Raw genomic sequence first — 13,182 nt, 5'->3', positions numbered from 1 at the left:
GGTGAGCCGGGGCAGGCTCGTGGTGACGAGTCGACGTTCGGTCAGTTCCAGGAGCAGAGCCCGTTCCGGCCGCAGCAGCCACAGCAGTCGCCGGTCGGCCCTCCCCCGCCACAAGGTCGGCCGAGCCCGTTCGGTCCAGGTAGCAACGGCGTACCGCCGAACCGGCAGACGCCGCCCGGCACACCGCAGCAGCAGCCGCAGCGCCCAACCGCGCCGCCACAGGCCGGCAGCAACGGTCTGACCCAGCACGCGCCGGCACCGCACAGCTCCAACGGGACCAGCAACGCCAACTGGAGCGGCCCTGCCCCGACGGCTGCGCAGAACGGCACGCCTGCACACAACAACGGCGTGACGCCGCACCAGCCACAGGGCCAGGCACCAACACCACCGCCTCCGCCCGCGCAGCCGCAGGGCCAGCAGCAGCCATCGCAGCCGCAGAACCAGCGGCCCGCGTCGCCTCCTGCGAACCCACCAGGCAACTACGTGGACACTCCGACGATCACGGCGTACCTGCCGGAGATGATGGAGGCCAACTACGGGCAGGAGTCCGGCCGGCAGTCGGACAACGGCTACCTGTCCGACCCGAGCGCGGAGTACGAGAGCAACACACCAGTGAGCGAGCAGCCCAAACCTATCGGCGCACGGCGACGTGCGGACGTCCAGCAGGACGCCCCGAGCCAGGTGGCGAACGAGCACACCGGTTCACACCGTGCCCGTCGTGCACAGCCCAGTGGCGGTGAGCCCGAGGCCGGCAACTCTCCCGCACCGACCAATGCCGGCAACTCTCCCGCACCGACCAATGCCGGCAACTCTCCCGCACCGACCAATGCCGTCGGCTCGTCCGCACGAGCTACTGGCGGCTCTCCCGCACCGGCTGCTTCTGGCGGCTCTAATGCACCGGCACCTGCTGGCGGCTCTCCCGCGTCGGCTCTTGCCGCCGGCAATCCCGCACCGGCCGCTGCCGTCGGCTCTCCGGTACCGGCCACTGCACAGGTGAGCGGTCCTGCCGAGGCTCAGGCCACGACTGCGTCTCCTGGTCAGGCCTCCTCGGCCGCAGGCCCGGGTGAGGGCAGCAAGCGGCCGCGCCGGTACCGCATCCACCACCTCCGCGACATGAAGAACCGCGGCGAGAAGTGGGCGATGCTGACGGCGTACGACCAGTACACTGCCGAGATCTTCGACCAGGCCGGCATCCCGGTCCTGCTGGTCGGCGACTCCGCCGCGAACAACGTCTTCGGCTACGAGACGACCCTGCGCGTCACGGTCGACGAACTGATCCCGTTGGCCCGCGCGGTCGCCGGTGCGGTCGACCGGGCGCTGGTCGTCGCGGACCTGCCGTTCGGTTCGTACCAGGCGTCACCCGAGCAGGCGTTCCACACCGCTGTCCGGTTCATGAAGGAAGCGGGCGTGCACGCGGTCAAGCTCGAGGGTGGCCGGACCGTCGTACCGATGGTGGAGAAACTGACCCAGTCCGGCATCCCGGTGATGGCGCACATCGGCTTCACGCCGCAAAGCGAACACAGCATCGGCGGGTACCGGGTCCAGGGCCGCGGTGACCAGGCGGCCGGCCTCATCGACGACGCGATCGCACTGGCCGACGCCGGCGCGTTCTCCGTCGTCCTCGAGATGGTGCCGGGCGACGTCGCCGCGGAGATCACCAAGCGCGTCACGATCCCCACCATCGGCATCGGCGCCGGCCGCGACACCGACGCCCAGGTGCTGGTCTGGCAAGACATGGCAGGCATGCGCTCCGGCACAATGCCCCGCTTCGTCAAGCAGTACGCCGACTTACGCGGCATCCTCACCTCAGCAGCCACCACCTACGCCGCCGAAGTAGCCTCCGGAGCCTTCCCCGCCGACGAACACACCTTCTGATTCAACCCACGCGTGCTACGCAGCCGCTCCTTCGTCGCGTCAGCTACGCCCGCTCCCACCCGCCCGGGTTTCCCTGCGGGCTACCGCCCGCGGTGCCGGGCTTTCGCCCGCGGTGTGCGTGCTCCTGCGTCGCACGCGATGCGACTACCTGTCCGACGCCCGTCCGCAAGACGTGCCGTTGTAACCACGACCGCCATCGTGGCGAACGAGACCCCGACGCACCCCAATCACGGACTGCACCCGGCTGATCAAGCGGGCGACGCAGGAGCACGCACACCCGCGCGGCACAGGAGCACGTACACGGCAGAGCTGGCCCAGGACCGGTCGGCCGAGAACCCGCTGCGGGTGACGCAACGGCATGCACCGGCGAGCGGATCGAGTCCACTGGGTGCACCCGCGGTCGATGCGACGAGAGTTGTCTGTCATCCGGGCGTCGGCCAGGTAGTCGAGCGCGACGCAAGAGTGCACAGCACGCGGGCGGCAGCACCGCGAGGCGCGATAAGCGCACACGCCGCCGGGCGGCAGCCAGGCAAGAAGCACACTGGCGACAAGCCGGGGCGGGTGGGAGCGCGCGGAGCTGACGCGACGAAGGAGCGGCTGCGCAGCACGCGTGGGCTGCTGCTAGATCCAGGGCAGGGCTGACCGTTCGGTCCAGTACTCGTCCGGCTGTTGGGCGAACTCGGTGAGTGGTCCAGCCGTCCGGTGGGCGAGGTTGCTTTCGAGTTGTTCTGCGGTGCTCGCGCCGCTGAGGACGACGTCGGCCCACGGCTGCGCAGCGGCGGCACCAATGGCCAGCGCATCGGGTGCGATGCCGTGCTGCCGGGCGAACTCGTTGAACGGGGTCTCGCCGGCCTTCGCGGTCAAACGTCCGTTGGCGACGGCTTCCTTGACCACGACGAACCAGCCCGCGTCGTGTGCCTCGGCGAGGGCGGGACCTGCTGAGGTCTCGAGGACGTTCCAGGTCGCCTGTACGGCGGTGAACGGTCCGTTGAGCTCCAGCGCCTTGCGCAGGGTCTCGGCCTGGCGTGGTCCGCTTGTCGACAATCCGACGCGTACGCCGTCGGCCGCGAGCTGACCGAGGCGATCGAGCAGTCGGGCGTCGCCGAGTGCCGGGCTGTCCGACGTGAGGCTGTGGACCAGGTAGAAGTCGGGTGGTCCACCAAGCGCTTGAAGGGTCTCGGGCCACTGCCGTTCGAGGGTGGCGAGCGAGTGGTCCTTCACCTCGTGCGTGTCCACGTCGTGGCGCCAGTCGGCGACGTACGTGTAACCCCATTTCGAACCGATGGTGAGCTGGTCGCGTCGTTCGGGTGTCAGCCACTCGCCGAGGAAGGCTTCGGCAAGGCCGTACGAACGCGCGGCGTCGAAGTAGCGAACTCCGGCCTGCCAGGCCTGCTCGAGGAGTTGATGTGTGCGCGCTCTCAGGTCCTCGATCGCGCGGCCGGGCGGCAGATCCTCGTCGTGTCCGAGGTTGATGTACCCGGGTCGCCCGAGCGCTGCCAGTCCGAGACCGATCGTTGCCGTCATGGTTCGATCGTGCCACCTGATGTGCACGGCAACTAATGTGAGACGCGCCGCATCAGCCGACGCGGGACGGGTTTCCTCGTCTAGCGTTTTGTTGTGTGAGCGATCCTCGTCTGCCATCACCAGGCACCGTCGTCCGGCGTACGACGGCCCGTGTCCTGCCGGTCCGCCCGGACGGCAAGGTGCTGCTGCTGCACGGCTGGGATCCGCTGAAGCCACAGACGCCGTACTGGTTCACCATCGGCGGCGGCGTGGAGGCCGGTGAGACGGTCGCGGAGGCGGCCAGCCGGGAACTGCGTGAGGAGGTCGGCATCCACCTGCCGATGGAGTCCCTCGGTACGCCGGTGGCGACGAACACGATCGAGTTCGAGTGGGGCGGGTGCCCGATCATCCAGCACCAGACGTTCTTCGCGGTCGCGGTGGACGGCGTCGACGTGACGTTCGCCAATCAGGAGCAGCTCGAACTGGAGACGATCAGCGCACACGGCTGGTGGTACGGCGACGACCTCGAGGCAACCGGTCAGGCCGCCCACGTCACCATCCCCGGACTGCTCCGCCAGGCGGCCGACGCCATCACCCTGCGCCGCGCGTCCTGAGTCGACGCGTCGTGAATCACCGCGTCAGCGGCTGCGGGCCTCTTTGAGGACCTTCTTCTTGATCTTCTTGTCCACCACGTAGTGGACCCGATCGAGCCGCTCCGCGCAGCCGGCATCAGCCAGCCGCTTCAGGACGACCGGGCACTTCTTGCACCTCGGCTTGTCCTTGCAGCACTTCTTCTTCGCGGTCATCGACGGCACGCAGCGAGTGTAGGTGAGGCATACCTAACCGTCTAGCTGACCGGGCAGGCATCGTGTCGCACATCACTGCGCCCGTCCGATCAGCATCGCGACCGTCCGCCGGGCGGTTCAGGCGAGCTGTCCCGTGAGCAGTTCACGCGCCTCGACCAGCGACGGGCCGTACCAGGTCAGATGCCGGCCGGACACACACTTCGCCGGCTGGGTGAATGCCTCCGGACCGTCGTCGGGTGAAAACGCATAAGGCTCGTCCGGCAGTACCACGATGTCGTAACCGGGCAACGCATCCGGATCGATCCGCGGATAACGTTCACCGGATTCCGCGAACACGTTGTCGATCCCGATCCGCGACAACACATCACCGGCGAATGTGTCCCGGCCCAACGCCACCCACGGTCGACGCCAGATCGGTACGACGGCCCGCCGGCGCTTCCCGACGTACGGCGTACTCCAGACGTCGCGCGCTTGTCGCAGCCAATCCGGGAGCTCACCGGTGATTGCGGACAGCATGCGCTCGAGTGAGTCGAGTGATTCGGCGACTGTCGTCGGTGAGGTGGTCCAGACCGCGATTCCGCTCGCGCGCAACGTGTCGAGATCGACGGCCCGATTCTCTTCGGCATTCGCGATCACGACGTCGGGTGCGAGTGCACGGATGCGATCGAGATCCGGATTCTTCGTACCCCGCACGCGCGTCACATCGAGCTCTCGCGGATGCGTGCACCAGTCCGTCGCACCGACCAGAAGATGTGCGTGCGTCACGGCGATCGACTCGGTCAACGACGGCACGATGCTGACGACGCGACGCACTGTCGACGGCATCGAGACGATGTCGCCGAGGTCGTCGCGCAGCTCTCTCATCATGCGCCTCCGACGTCGTCACACACGCTCTTCGACATGTCCGTCACCTCACTTCGCGCAGGCCGTTGCCGAGGACAACACTCCCCGAAAGCACGGTTCGACACGAACTTTGTGCGCGTGTCGCCAAGAAATTCTTGAGCCCTTCGGGCATCCTCTTAGCGCGACGGAATCCCTTCTGCACAAGGATTTTCGGCATTTGCGCGCCTGCTTGCGGCCAGGACGCCTTAACCTGAAGACGTTTCGGGTGCTTTACGTAGCCACCAAGTGTTGTCATCATCATGACGACGAGGAATCCACCGTGGTTTTCCTCAGCCGCACCAAGGAGGCAGAGTGCCAGCCAAGAAGGCAGCCGCAGGGAAGGCGACAGCCAAAAAGGCTTCTCCCGCCAAGAAGACTGTCGCCAAGAAGGCCAGCGCCGCGAAGACGACATCCGCGCGCAAGGTCAGCGCAGCGAAGAAGACAGTGACGAAGAAGGTGAGTGCGGCAAAGAAGGCGCCGGCAAAGCGCAGCGCTGCCAAGGCGCCCGCCAAGAAGACCGCAGCCAAGAAGACAACTGCTGCGAAGAAGACCGCCGCGCGGAAGACGACGGCGAAGAAGACGGTCGCGAAGAAGGCCCCGGCCAAGAAGGTGACGGCCAAGAAGACCGTCGCGAAGAAGGCCCCGGCGAAGCGGACGACGGCCAAGAAGACCGTGGCCAAGAAGGCGCCCGCGAGGAAGACGGTCGCGAAGAAGGCGCCCGCCAAGAAGACCGCGGCGAAGAAGGCCCCGGCCAAGAAGACCGTCGCCAAGAAGGCGCCGGCGAAGCGGACCGCGGCGAAGAAGGCGCCTGTCCGCAAGGTCGCGGCGAAGAAGGCCCCGGCCCGCAAGGCTCCGGCCCGCAAGACCGCGGCTCGCCGGGTCACCCGCTGAACCGGGCGTTCGCTCAGAGGCGACGCCGACTACCAAAGCCCGAGGGGCACCACCAGCAACGGTGGTGCCCCTCGGTGCGTTCAGGATCGGTCGCCGTGCCGCATCATCACGAGCTTGCTCGGCGGTGAGTCGTCGTACTGCACCATCACACAGCCAGTCGTCGTTGCAGACCATCACAAGTTCGCCGCGGAGCGGCTACTCGGTGCTCGGTGGTCAGTCGTCGTTCCACTTGGGGTCGTTGTCCCAGGCCTCGTTGCGTTCCTGGACAATCTCCAGTGCCCGGGCGGCCTCTTCCGGCGAGTTGTAGGGGCCGAGCCGGTCGGCTGACTTCTCCCCCTGGTACGGCTCGACCTTGCCGGTCTTGACGTTGTAGTACCACTCGTTGCTGTGATCGTCGCTCATCTGGATGACCGCCTCCCGGGAGTCTTGTCGCAGCTCACTACAATGTTCCCACCATGTCGCCTCTCACTCCCGGCATCATCTCGCCGCGCCGCGAAGTCCCCGCGTCCATCCCGCGTCCCGAATACGTCGGGAAGCCGGCTCCGACGCCGTACGACGGTTCCTACGTCACCGCACCCGAACTGATCGAGAAGATGCGCGTCGCCGGCAAGCTGGCCGCGCAGGCCTTGCAGGCGGTCGGTGACGCGGCGAAGCCAGGGGTCACCACCGACGAACTGGACCGGGTCGGCCACGAGTACTTGATCGAGCGCGGTGCGTATCCGTCGACGCTCGGCTACCGCGGCTACCCGAAGTCGCTGTGCACGTCGGTCAACGAGGTGATCTGCCACGGCATCCCCGACGACCGTCCGCTCGAGGACGGCGACATCGTCAACGTCGACATCACGGCGTTCCTGGACGGTGTGCACGGCGACACCAACGCCACCTTCCTGGTCGGCGACGTGGCCGAGGAGACGCGACTGCTGGTCGAGCGCACCCGTGAGGCGCTGAACCGCGCGATCAAGGCGGTCAAGCCGGGTCGCCAGGTCAGCATCATCGGCCGGGTGATCGAGTCCTACGCCAAGCGCTTCGGGTACGGCGTCATCCGCGACTTCACCGGCCACGGCATCGCGACGTCGTTCCACTCCGGCCTGATCATCCCGCACTACGACGACGAGCGCTTCAACGACGTGATCGAGCCCGGGATGACGTTCACCATCGAGCCGATGCTCACCCTCGGCACCCACGATTACGACCTGTGGGACGACGGCTGGACCGCCACCACCAAGGACAAGTCCCTCACCGCCCAGTTCGAGCACACCCTGGTCGTCACCGACACCGGCGCCGAAGTCCTCACCTTGCCGTGAGGATCACGCAGTACGAGCACTCTCACCTTCCGGGAGTGCTCGCCCTCTGCACCGCCGAAGGCTGGCCGACCTTCCCAGCCGACCCAGCGCGCGCCCACGCCGTCCTCACCTTCACCGGCTTCCGCGTCTATCCGTAGATCCGTTGCCGGTGGCAATCAGTGCTAGCGGTTGGAGGCCGAGCGGATGAAGGTGGCCAGGTCTTCGGACTGTTGCACCCGGGACGGTTCGTGGAGGTACATCATGTGGCCGGCCGGGTAGTACTTGGTCTCGATGTTGCCGACCAGTTCGGCCGGGATCTGCAGGCGGGCCAACGTGTGTTCAGTGGCGAAGTACGGCGTTGCTCCGTCGTAGTGGCCGGACGCGACGTGGACCTTGAGGTGGGGGTTGACGCGCATCGCGTCGGCGAGCTTCTCGGCGACGGTGATCTGCTGTCCCTCGAACTCCTTGAAGGACCAGTTCTTGGCCGCGTCCATGTTCAGGATCTCGTACGGGAGGTCGTTGTTGTACTCCAGCTCCACCCGCACGTAGTGGTTCAGCGCGGCGGTGTAGGGCCCGATGATCGCGCTGAACGACGGGTCCTTGCTCGGCGTCTCACCGGCGTAGTCCGCGTCCCACCCGGTGAAGCGGCCGTCCAGCCGGCCGACCACCTGGCGGCGCGACCGCAGCAGTTCGGCGAAGAAGCGCATGTGCTCGATCCGCAGGTTCACCCGGTCGAGATAGTCCTCGGACAGCCCGGTCAGCGTCGCCAGCCGGGTGACCACCTCGGCCCGGTAGTCGGCCGGGATCCGGTTGCCCTGGGCAAGCGCATTCGGGAAGCGGCCGGCCGCGAACCGTTCCGCGTCCGCGAGCACCTCGTCGAGCGATTGATCCGGCACGAGACCGTGGTAGTGCGCGATGGCGGCGTACGACGGCAGGAACAACGTGTACGGCAGATCGTTGCCCGGGGTGAAGTCCAACGTGCCGAACTCGAGCGCCGCGGAGATCAGCATCACGCCGTTCAGGTACATGCCGTACCGCTCCTGCAGATGCGCGGCCAGCCCGGCGGCGCGCGTCGTACCGTACGACTCGCCGGCCAGGAACTTCGGCGACATCCACCGACCGTTGCGCGACGTCCACAGCCGGATCACCTCGCCGACGGACTCCAGGTCGCGGGTGAAACCGTGGTAGTCGCCCGGCTTCTCGCCCTCGACGGCGCGTGAGTAGCCCGTCGACACCGGGTCGATGAAGACGATGTCGCTGTGCTGCAACAAGGACTCGGTGTTGTCCACCAGCCCGTACGGCGGGGGCGCGAGCTCACCGGCGTCGCCGGACACGACCCGGCGCGGACCCAGCAGGCCGAGGTGCAGCCAGATACTCGACGAGCCCGGACCGCCGTTGAACGCGAACGTCACCGGCCGGTCGGCGGCATCTGCGTCGTCCAGCGTGTACGCGGTCAGGAACACCTCCGCCTTCGGCCGGTGCCCGTCGAACTTCCCCTCGGTCAGCACCTCCTGCCGCAACACGATCCGACCGGTCGTCGCGGTGTACTTCAGCTTCTTCCGGCCGATCGACAGCACATGCTGCGTCGACACCAGATCGTCGGTGGGCGTCTTGGCCGCATCCGGCTTCTGCTCCTCGGCCGCCGCCTCGACCGGGGACTCGGTGCTCTCATCCTTAGCCATGCCGAGCACCCTAGACCAAGCATTCGACCACCGGCGTCGGGTTCGGCAGAGTCTGGCGCGACGAGCGGGTGGTCAGACCTTCACGGCACCAGGGCGGCCGTCCTCGACGACGAACGAGGCGTAGGTGTACTTCGGGGCGTCGGCACGGCTCACCGTGGTGACCATCTGCAGGTCGGTGCGGAATTCCTCGCGGTCGATCGTGCAGCGGACGTATCCGCGCCGGTCGCCGTCGAAGAACTTGATGTGCGGGTTGTACTTGATCATCGGCCCGTAGTACGGCCCGTACACCTCGCCGTCGCCGTTGCTGGTCAGCGAGGTGCCGACGAACTCGGTCGCCACCACCGGTGTCCCCTCGCGGTCGAAGTCCGCGTGGATGTCGTTGACGAACGTGGAGTGCCAGTCGCCGGTGACGACGACCGGGTTGCGAGTGTTCGCCCGGTCCCAAGCCCTGATCAGCCGCTGCCGCGCGCCCGGGAACCCGTCCCACGCGTCGTGCCAGAGCAGGTCGCCCGCGGTGCCGTCGTGGTCGAGCCGGCCGAGCATCACGTTGCTGGCCAGCACGTCCCACTGCGCGCGAGACCGCTTCAGACCGTCGTACAGCCACTCCTCCTGGGTCTGGCCGAGCATCGTGATCGATGGGTCGTAGCCGCCCGCACAGGCGTCGGCCTCGCCCCAGCCGCAGGGCGGGACGCTGCGGTACTGCCGGCCGTCGATCACATCGAACTGGGCGAGATCGCCCCACTGCAGCCGCCGGTAGATCCGCGGCCCTTCACCGGTCGGCCGCGCAGGCCGACGTACCGGCTGGTGCTCGTACCAGGCCTGGTACGCCGCCGCCCGCAGAGCGCTGATGTCACCCTCGTACTGCGACTGGGTGTTGGCGTAGTCGTTCTGGACCTCGTGGTCGTCCCAGGTCACCATCCACGGGAAACGCGCGTGGGCCAACTGCAGATCCGGGTCGCTGCGGTAGAGCGCGTACTGCATCCGCCAGCGCTCGAGATCGCGCGGGGCCGGCCGCAACGCCGCCGGCACCGGTGTCTTCCGATAGCCGCCGTCAGCCGGGATACCGCCTTCGTAGACGTAGTCGCCGAGGTGCAGGACCAGGTCGAGGTCCTCGTCGGCGAGGTGCCGCAGCGCGGAGTAGTAGCCACTCGACCACTCCTGGCAGGACGCGAACGCGAACTTCACCTGCGCGTGCCGGCCGGTGCGCACCGGCGCGGTCCGGGTACGTCCGATGGGCGACACGTCGGAGCGGTACCTGAACCGGTAGAACCACTCGCGATCCGGAGCCAGTCCTTCGACCTCGACGTGCACCGAGTGGGCGAGCTCGGGCAGCGCCCACGCCGTACCGGTTCGGACAACGCGACGGAAGCCGGCGTCGAGCGCGATCTGCCACTCCACCGGCACCCTCGTGGCCGGCATCCCGCCGCCGGAGACGAACGTGTCCGGCACGAGCCGGGTCCACAGGACGACGCCGCTCGATGTCGGGTCCCCACTGGCCACGCCGAGCGTGAACGGGTAGTCCCCGCCGACCGGGCGAGGTGTCGCGTTCGCCGGACCTACCGGCAGCTGCGCAAGGGTCGCCGCCCCGGCCACACCTGCGACGGCACCGAGGAACTTACGACGGTCGAGTTCTGAAGTGGGCGGTGTCATGCACGGCACGCTAGCGCCGATGAGTGACATCGAAACGACGTACGAGTGTCGCAACGGAGGTCCGCACCGGCGGCCCGGATACCCTCCGAGGATGGCGACGATTCTGCATATCGCGTTTCCGGACCAGTGGGAGGCCGCCGTCGAGGCGGGGTATTACCGGTGGTCGACGCGCGGCAAGAGCCTCGACGACGGGGCGACGTTCATCCACGCCTCGAGGCCGGAGCAGGTGGCCATGGTGGCGAACTTCGTGTACGACGACGTGCGCGAGCCGCTGTGCCTGCTGGTGATCGACACCGAGCGGCTGGTGTCCGCGCTCTGCGACGAGGACCTGGACGCGATCGGCATCACGTTCCCGCACATCTACGGCCCGCTGAACCTCGACGCGGTGGTCGACGTCCGCCCGTACGAGCGGGCCGCCGACGGCCGTTGGCCCGAGGTGACCGCCGAGGCCGTATCCTGAAGGTGGAACGGGTCGGTCGGGCGATCGCGTCGTCCACCACCCGGTGGGCGCCGAGGAAAGTCCGGACTCCACAGGGCAGCGTGGTGGGTAACGCCCACCCGGGGCAACCCGCGGGACAGTGCCACAGAGAGCAGACCGCCAGCGGCTTCGGTGAACCCCGTGGTTCATCGGAGTGCGGGTGAGGGTGAAACGGTGGTGTAAGAGACCACCAGCTCCGCAGGTGACTGCGGAGGCTCGGTAAACCCCACGTGGAGCAAGGCCAAGAAGGGCGATGGGAAACCACCGTCCGCGCGAGCGTTCGAGGGCTGCCCGCCCGAGCTCGCGGGTAGGCCGCTGGAGGTGCCCGGCAACGGTCACCGTAGATGGATGATCGCCGACCACAGAATCCGGCTTACAGACCGGCCCGTTCCCTTCAACTGCCGCAGCCGACCCACGCGTGCTACGCCGGCGCGACGAAGGAGCGACGGCGTAGCACGCGTGGGCTGGCTGCTGGCGGACCACCTGGGTGGCAGGCTTGGAGTATGGCGCGCAGAGGGGTACGTCGGGTGCGGACGGGGATCGTGATCCTCGTACTGTTCGCGCTGCTCGCCGGGAGCGGGTACGTGGGCTGGGTGGCGGTCCAGCGGTCGGAGCCGGTGGCATTGCCCGATCCGACCGGCAACTACCAGGTCGGCCGACGGACGTTCGAGTGGACCGACACGGGCCGCAAGGATCCGTACGGCGAAGGGCAGCGGCAGCTGTCCGTCTGGCTTTGGTACCCGGTGGCGAAGGAGACGACCGGTCGCAAGGCGCAGTACGCACCCGGGCTGTGGAGCGACCTCCAACTGAAGGCACCAGCCTCGGTGTTCCAAGGCCCGTTCGACACCCTGCGCGATCCCGCGTTCGACCGCGTCGCGGTCGCACCCGGCCGATTCCCGGTCGTCGTACTCATGCCGGGCCTGGGGTTGTCGGCACCGATGTACGCGAGCCTGGCCGAGGACCTCGCGAGCCACGGCTACCTGGTCGCCGGAGTGACGCCGACGTACAGCGCAGACCTCACCGTCCTGAATGGACAGAAGGTCGAGAGCACCGAGGCGGCCAAGCCGAGCGACCTCGAGAAGGAAGGCGATCGCCTGGTCGGGACCTGGGCCGCCGACGCCCGGTTCGCCGGCTCGACAGTGGCCAAAGAACTACCGAACAGCGTGGAGTCCGGGATCGGTACGTCGTACGTCGGCCACTCATTCGGCGGTGCCGCGGCACTCGAAGCCTGCCGGACCGACAGCCGGTGTGCGGCGGCGGTCGACCTCGACGGCACCCCGTACGGCGAGGCCGTGACGAAGGGCGTGCAGGCGCCGATCCTCCTGCTCGGCGCCGACGACTCGTGCATGACCGGCGTCTGCGGCCCGGACGCCCGCGGTGACGAGGACCGGGACCGCAGCCTGTCGTTGCTCAAGGCAAGCACTGGTACGTCGTGGTGTGCCACGATCCCAGGCACGCGCCACTACAACTTCACCGACTATGGCGCCTACTACCTGGCCCTGCCGCTGCGGACGTACCTCCCACTCGGCAGCGCCGGACCACGCCACGTCCTCCGCGTCCAGAACGGCTACGTCAGCACGTTCCTCGCGCACGCCATCTACGGCACTCCAGCCCCAGGCGCCCCCGCCTGCAGCACCTAGAGATCGAGCTCGTAGGTCTGGCCGACGAGGCTCTCACCCCAGGACTCATGGGGTTCGGAGCCGGTGAGGCGGAAGCCGCGGGCGAGGTAGATGTGCCGGGCGGCGACCAGCGGATCGTTCGTCCACAGCACCATCCGCTTGTAGCCGGCCGCGCGGGCGAAGGCCAGACAGGTGTCGACCAGGTCAGCGCCGAGGCCGAGACCGCGCGCGGCCGGTGTGACCAGGAGCAGCCGCAGTTGAGCGGTGGCCTCGTCCGGACCGCGGACGCAGAAGATGCTGCCGGCCCGTACGCCGTCGACCTCGGCGATCCACGCGGCCTCCCGGGCATCGTCGTGCTCGGTCGCGTACGCCGCGACGATCTGCGTGATCAAGACTTCGTACGACGGACCCCAGCCGTACTCCGCCGCGTAGATCTCGGCGTGCGACTGCACCACCCAGCCAAGGTCGCCCGGCTCCCCCAGCTTCCTGATCAGCTTTGTCATCAACCCTACC

General features: G+C 68.0%; 14 protein-coding genes and 1 other RNA gene. 8 read left to right on the top strand and 7 right to left on the bottom strand.

Annotated features, from left to right (window positions below):
- The first annotated feature begins 1,095 nt into the window (after window positions 1-1,095).
- On the top strand, window positions 1,096-1,875 hold the full coding sequence (gene panB / locus ACGFIF_RS02005) for a 3-methyl-2-oxobutanoate hydroxymethyltransferase (protein WP_393153613.1): 780 nt from the start codon (window positions 1,096-1,098) through the stop codon (window positions 1,873-1,875).
- Between the two features lie 621 nt (window positions 1,876-2,496).
- Here the strand turns inward: panB and ACGFIF_RS02000 are convergent.
- Entirely contained in the window at window positions 2,497-3,399 is a 903-nt protein-coding gene (locus tag ACGFIF_RS02000) for an aldo/keto reductase (protein WP_393150389.1), read from the bottom strand.
- Window positions 3,400-3,494: 95 nt separating this feature from the next.
- Between ACGFIF_RS02000 and ACGFIF_RS01995 the strand changes: the two genes are divergently transcribed.
- On the top strand, window positions 3,495-3,992 hold the full coding sequence (locus ACGFIF_RS01995) for an NUDIX hydrolase (RefSeq protein WP_393150387.1): 498 nt from the start codon (window positions 3,495-3,497) through the stop codon (window positions 3,990-3,992).
- A gap of 24 nt (window positions 3,993-4,016) precedes the next feature.
- On the opposite strand, the gene ACGFIF_RS01990 is transcribed toward ACGFIF_RS01995, so the two are convergent.
- Window positions 4,017-4,193: a hypothetical protein gene (locus ACGFIF_RS01990; protein WP_393153693.1), complete on the bottom strand. Its 177-nt coding sequence runs from the start codon at window positions 4,191-4,193 to the stop codon at window positions 4,017-4,019.
- Window positions 4,194-4,301: 108 nt separating this feature from the next.
- Window positions 4,302-5,048 (bottom strand): helical backbone metal receptor, encoded by a 747-nt coding sequence (locus ACGFIF_RS01985; protein ID WP_393150385.1) that lies wholly within the window; start codon window positions 5,046-5,048, stop codon window positions 4,302-4,304.
- Window positions 5,049-5,378: 330 nt separating this feature from the next.
- On the opposite strand from ACGFIF_RS01985, the gene ACGFIF_RS01980 reads away from it, so the two are divergent.
- Window positions 5,379-5,957 (top strand): histone H1-like repetitive region-containing protein, encoded by a 579-nt coding sequence (locus ACGFIF_RS01980; RefSeq protein ID WP_393150383.1) that lies wholly within the window; start codon window positions 5,379-5,381, stop codon window positions 5,955-5,957.
- A gap of 213 nt (window positions 5,958-6,170) precedes the next feature.
- On the opposite strand, the gene ACGFIF_RS01975 is transcribed toward ACGFIF_RS01980, so the two are convergent.
- On the bottom strand, window positions 6,171-6,359 hold the full coding sequence (locus tag ACGFIF_RS01975) for a hypothetical protein (RefSeq protein WP_393150381.1): 189 nt from the start codon (window positions 6,357-6,359) through the stop codon (window positions 6,171-6,173).
- 53 nt (window positions 6,360-6,412) lie between these two features.
- Here ACGFIF_RS01975 and map point away from each other — a divergent pair, with 53 nt between their 5' ends.
- Window positions 6,413-7,261 carry a type I methionyl aminopeptidase gene (map, locus tag ACGFIF_RS01970; protein WP_393150379.1) on the top strand — a complete coding sequence of 283 codons (849 nt, stop codon included), beginning with the start codon at window positions 6,413-6,415 and terminating at the stop codon, window positions 7,259-7,261.
- Window positions 7,258-7,398: a hypothetical protein gene (locus ACGFIF_RS01965; RefSeq protein ID WP_393150377.1), complete on the top strand. Its 141-nt coding sequence runs from the start codon at window positions 7,258-7,260 to the stop codon at window positions 7,396-7,398. Before map ends, ACGFIF_RS01965 begins: the two co-directional genes overlap by 4 nt.
- Before the next feature lie 24 nt (window positions 7,399-7,422).
- On the opposite strand, the gene ACGFIF_RS01960 is transcribed toward ACGFIF_RS01965, so the two are convergent.
- Both ACGFIF_RS01960 and ACGFIF_RS01955 read right to left on the bottom strand, forming a co-directional pair.
- Complete coding sequence (locus ACGFIF_RS01960; protein ID WP_393150375.1) at window positions 7,423-8,922, bottom strand: S10 family peptidase; 1,500 nt, start codon at window positions 8,920-8,922, stop codon at window positions 7,423-7,425.
- A gap of 72 nt (window positions 8,923-8,994) precedes the next feature.
- Window positions 8,995-10,572 carry an alkaline phosphatase D family protein gene (locus ACGFIF_RS01955; RefSeq protein WP_393150373.1) on the bottom strand — a complete coding sequence of 526 codons (1,578 nt, stop codon included), beginning with the start codon at window positions 10,570-10,572 and terminating at the stop codon, window positions 8,995-8,997.
- A gap of 91 nt (window positions 10,573-10,663) precedes the next feature.
- On the opposite strand from ACGFIF_RS01955, the gene ACGFIF_RS01950 reads away from it, so the two are divergent.
- From ACGFIF_RS01950 to ACGFIF_RS01940, 3 genes are all read left to right on the top strand, one after another.
- Window positions 10,664-11,032, top strand: a complete 369-nt coding sequence (locus ACGFIF_RS01950; protein WP_393150371.1) for a DUF952 domain-containing protein — start codon at window positions 10,664-10,666, stop codon at window positions 11,030-11,032.
- Window positions 11,033-11,040: 8 nt separating this feature from the next.
- Window positions 11,041-11,442: RNase P RNA component class A (gene rnpB, locus ACGFIF_RS01945), an RNA gene on the top strand.
- A 111-nt stretch (window positions 11,443-11,553) separates the two neighbouring features.
- Entirely contained in the window at window positions 11,554-12,690 is a 1,137-nt protein-coding gene (locus tag ACGFIF_RS01940) for a hypothetical protein (protein WP_393150369.1), read from the top strand.
- Here the strand turns inward: ACGFIF_RS01940 and ACGFIF_RS01935 are convergent.
- A complete protein-coding gene (locus ACGFIF_RS01935; RefSeq protein WP_393150367.1) occupies window positions 12,687-13,172 on the bottom strand; it encodes a GNAT family N-acetyltransferase in 486 nt (161 codons plus the stop codon). The genes ACGFIF_RS01940 and ACGFIF_RS01935 overlap by 4 nt on opposite strands.
- Window positions 13,173-13,182: the final 10 nt, after the last annotated feature.

The sequence above is a fragment of the Kribbella sp. NPDC049174 genome, assembly GCF_043197365.1.
In the GTDB taxonomy this organism is placed as follows: Bacteria; Actinomycetota; Actinomycetes; order Propionibacteriales; family Kribbellaceae; genus Kribbella.
This window is presented reverse-complemented; position numbering and strand designations above follow the sequence as displayed.

What these genes read in the sequence shown, in the direction of transcription:
- ACGFIF_RS01975 (WP_393150381.1), bottom strand. Translation starts at nt 6,359, where the DNA reads ATGAGCGACGATCACAGCAACGAGTGGTACTACAACGTCAAGACCGGC.
- ACGFIF_RS01955 (WP_393150373.1), bottom strand. Translation starts at nt 10,572, where the DNA reads ATGACACCGCCCACTTCAGAACTCGACCGTCGTAAGTTCCTCGGTGCC.
- ACGFIF_RS02000 (WP_393150389.1), bottom strand. Translation starts at nt 3,399, where the DNA reads ATGACGGCAACGATCGGTCTCGGACTGGCAGCGCTCGGGCGACCCGGG.
- map (WP_393150379.1), top strand. Translation starts at nt 6,413, where the DNA reads ATGTCGCCTCTCACTCCCGGCATCATCTCGCCGCGCCGCGAAGTCCCC.
- ACGFIF_RS01960 (WP_393150375.1), bottom strand. Translation starts at nt 8,922, where the DNA reads ATGGCTAAGGATGAGAGCACCGAGTCCCCGGTCGAGGCGGCGGCCGAG.
- ACGFIF_RS01940 (WP_393150369.1), top strand. Translation starts at nt 11,554, where the DNA reads ATGGCGCGCAGAGGGGTACGTCGGGTGCGGACGGGGATCGTGATCCTC.
- ACGFIF_RS01985 (WP_393150385.1), bottom strand. Translation starts at nt 5,048, where the DNA reads ATGAGAGAGCTGCGCGACGACCTCGGCGACATCGTCTCGATGCCGTCG.
- ACGFIF_RS01950 (WP_393150371.1), top strand. Translation starts at nt 10,664, where the DNA reads ATGGCGACGATTCTGCATATCGCGTTTCCGGACCAGTGGGAGGCCGCC.
- ACGFIF_RS01935 (WP_393150367.1), bottom strand. Translation starts at nt 13,172, where the DNA reads ATGACAAAGCTGATCAGGAAGCTGGGGGAGCCGGGCGACCTTGGCTGG.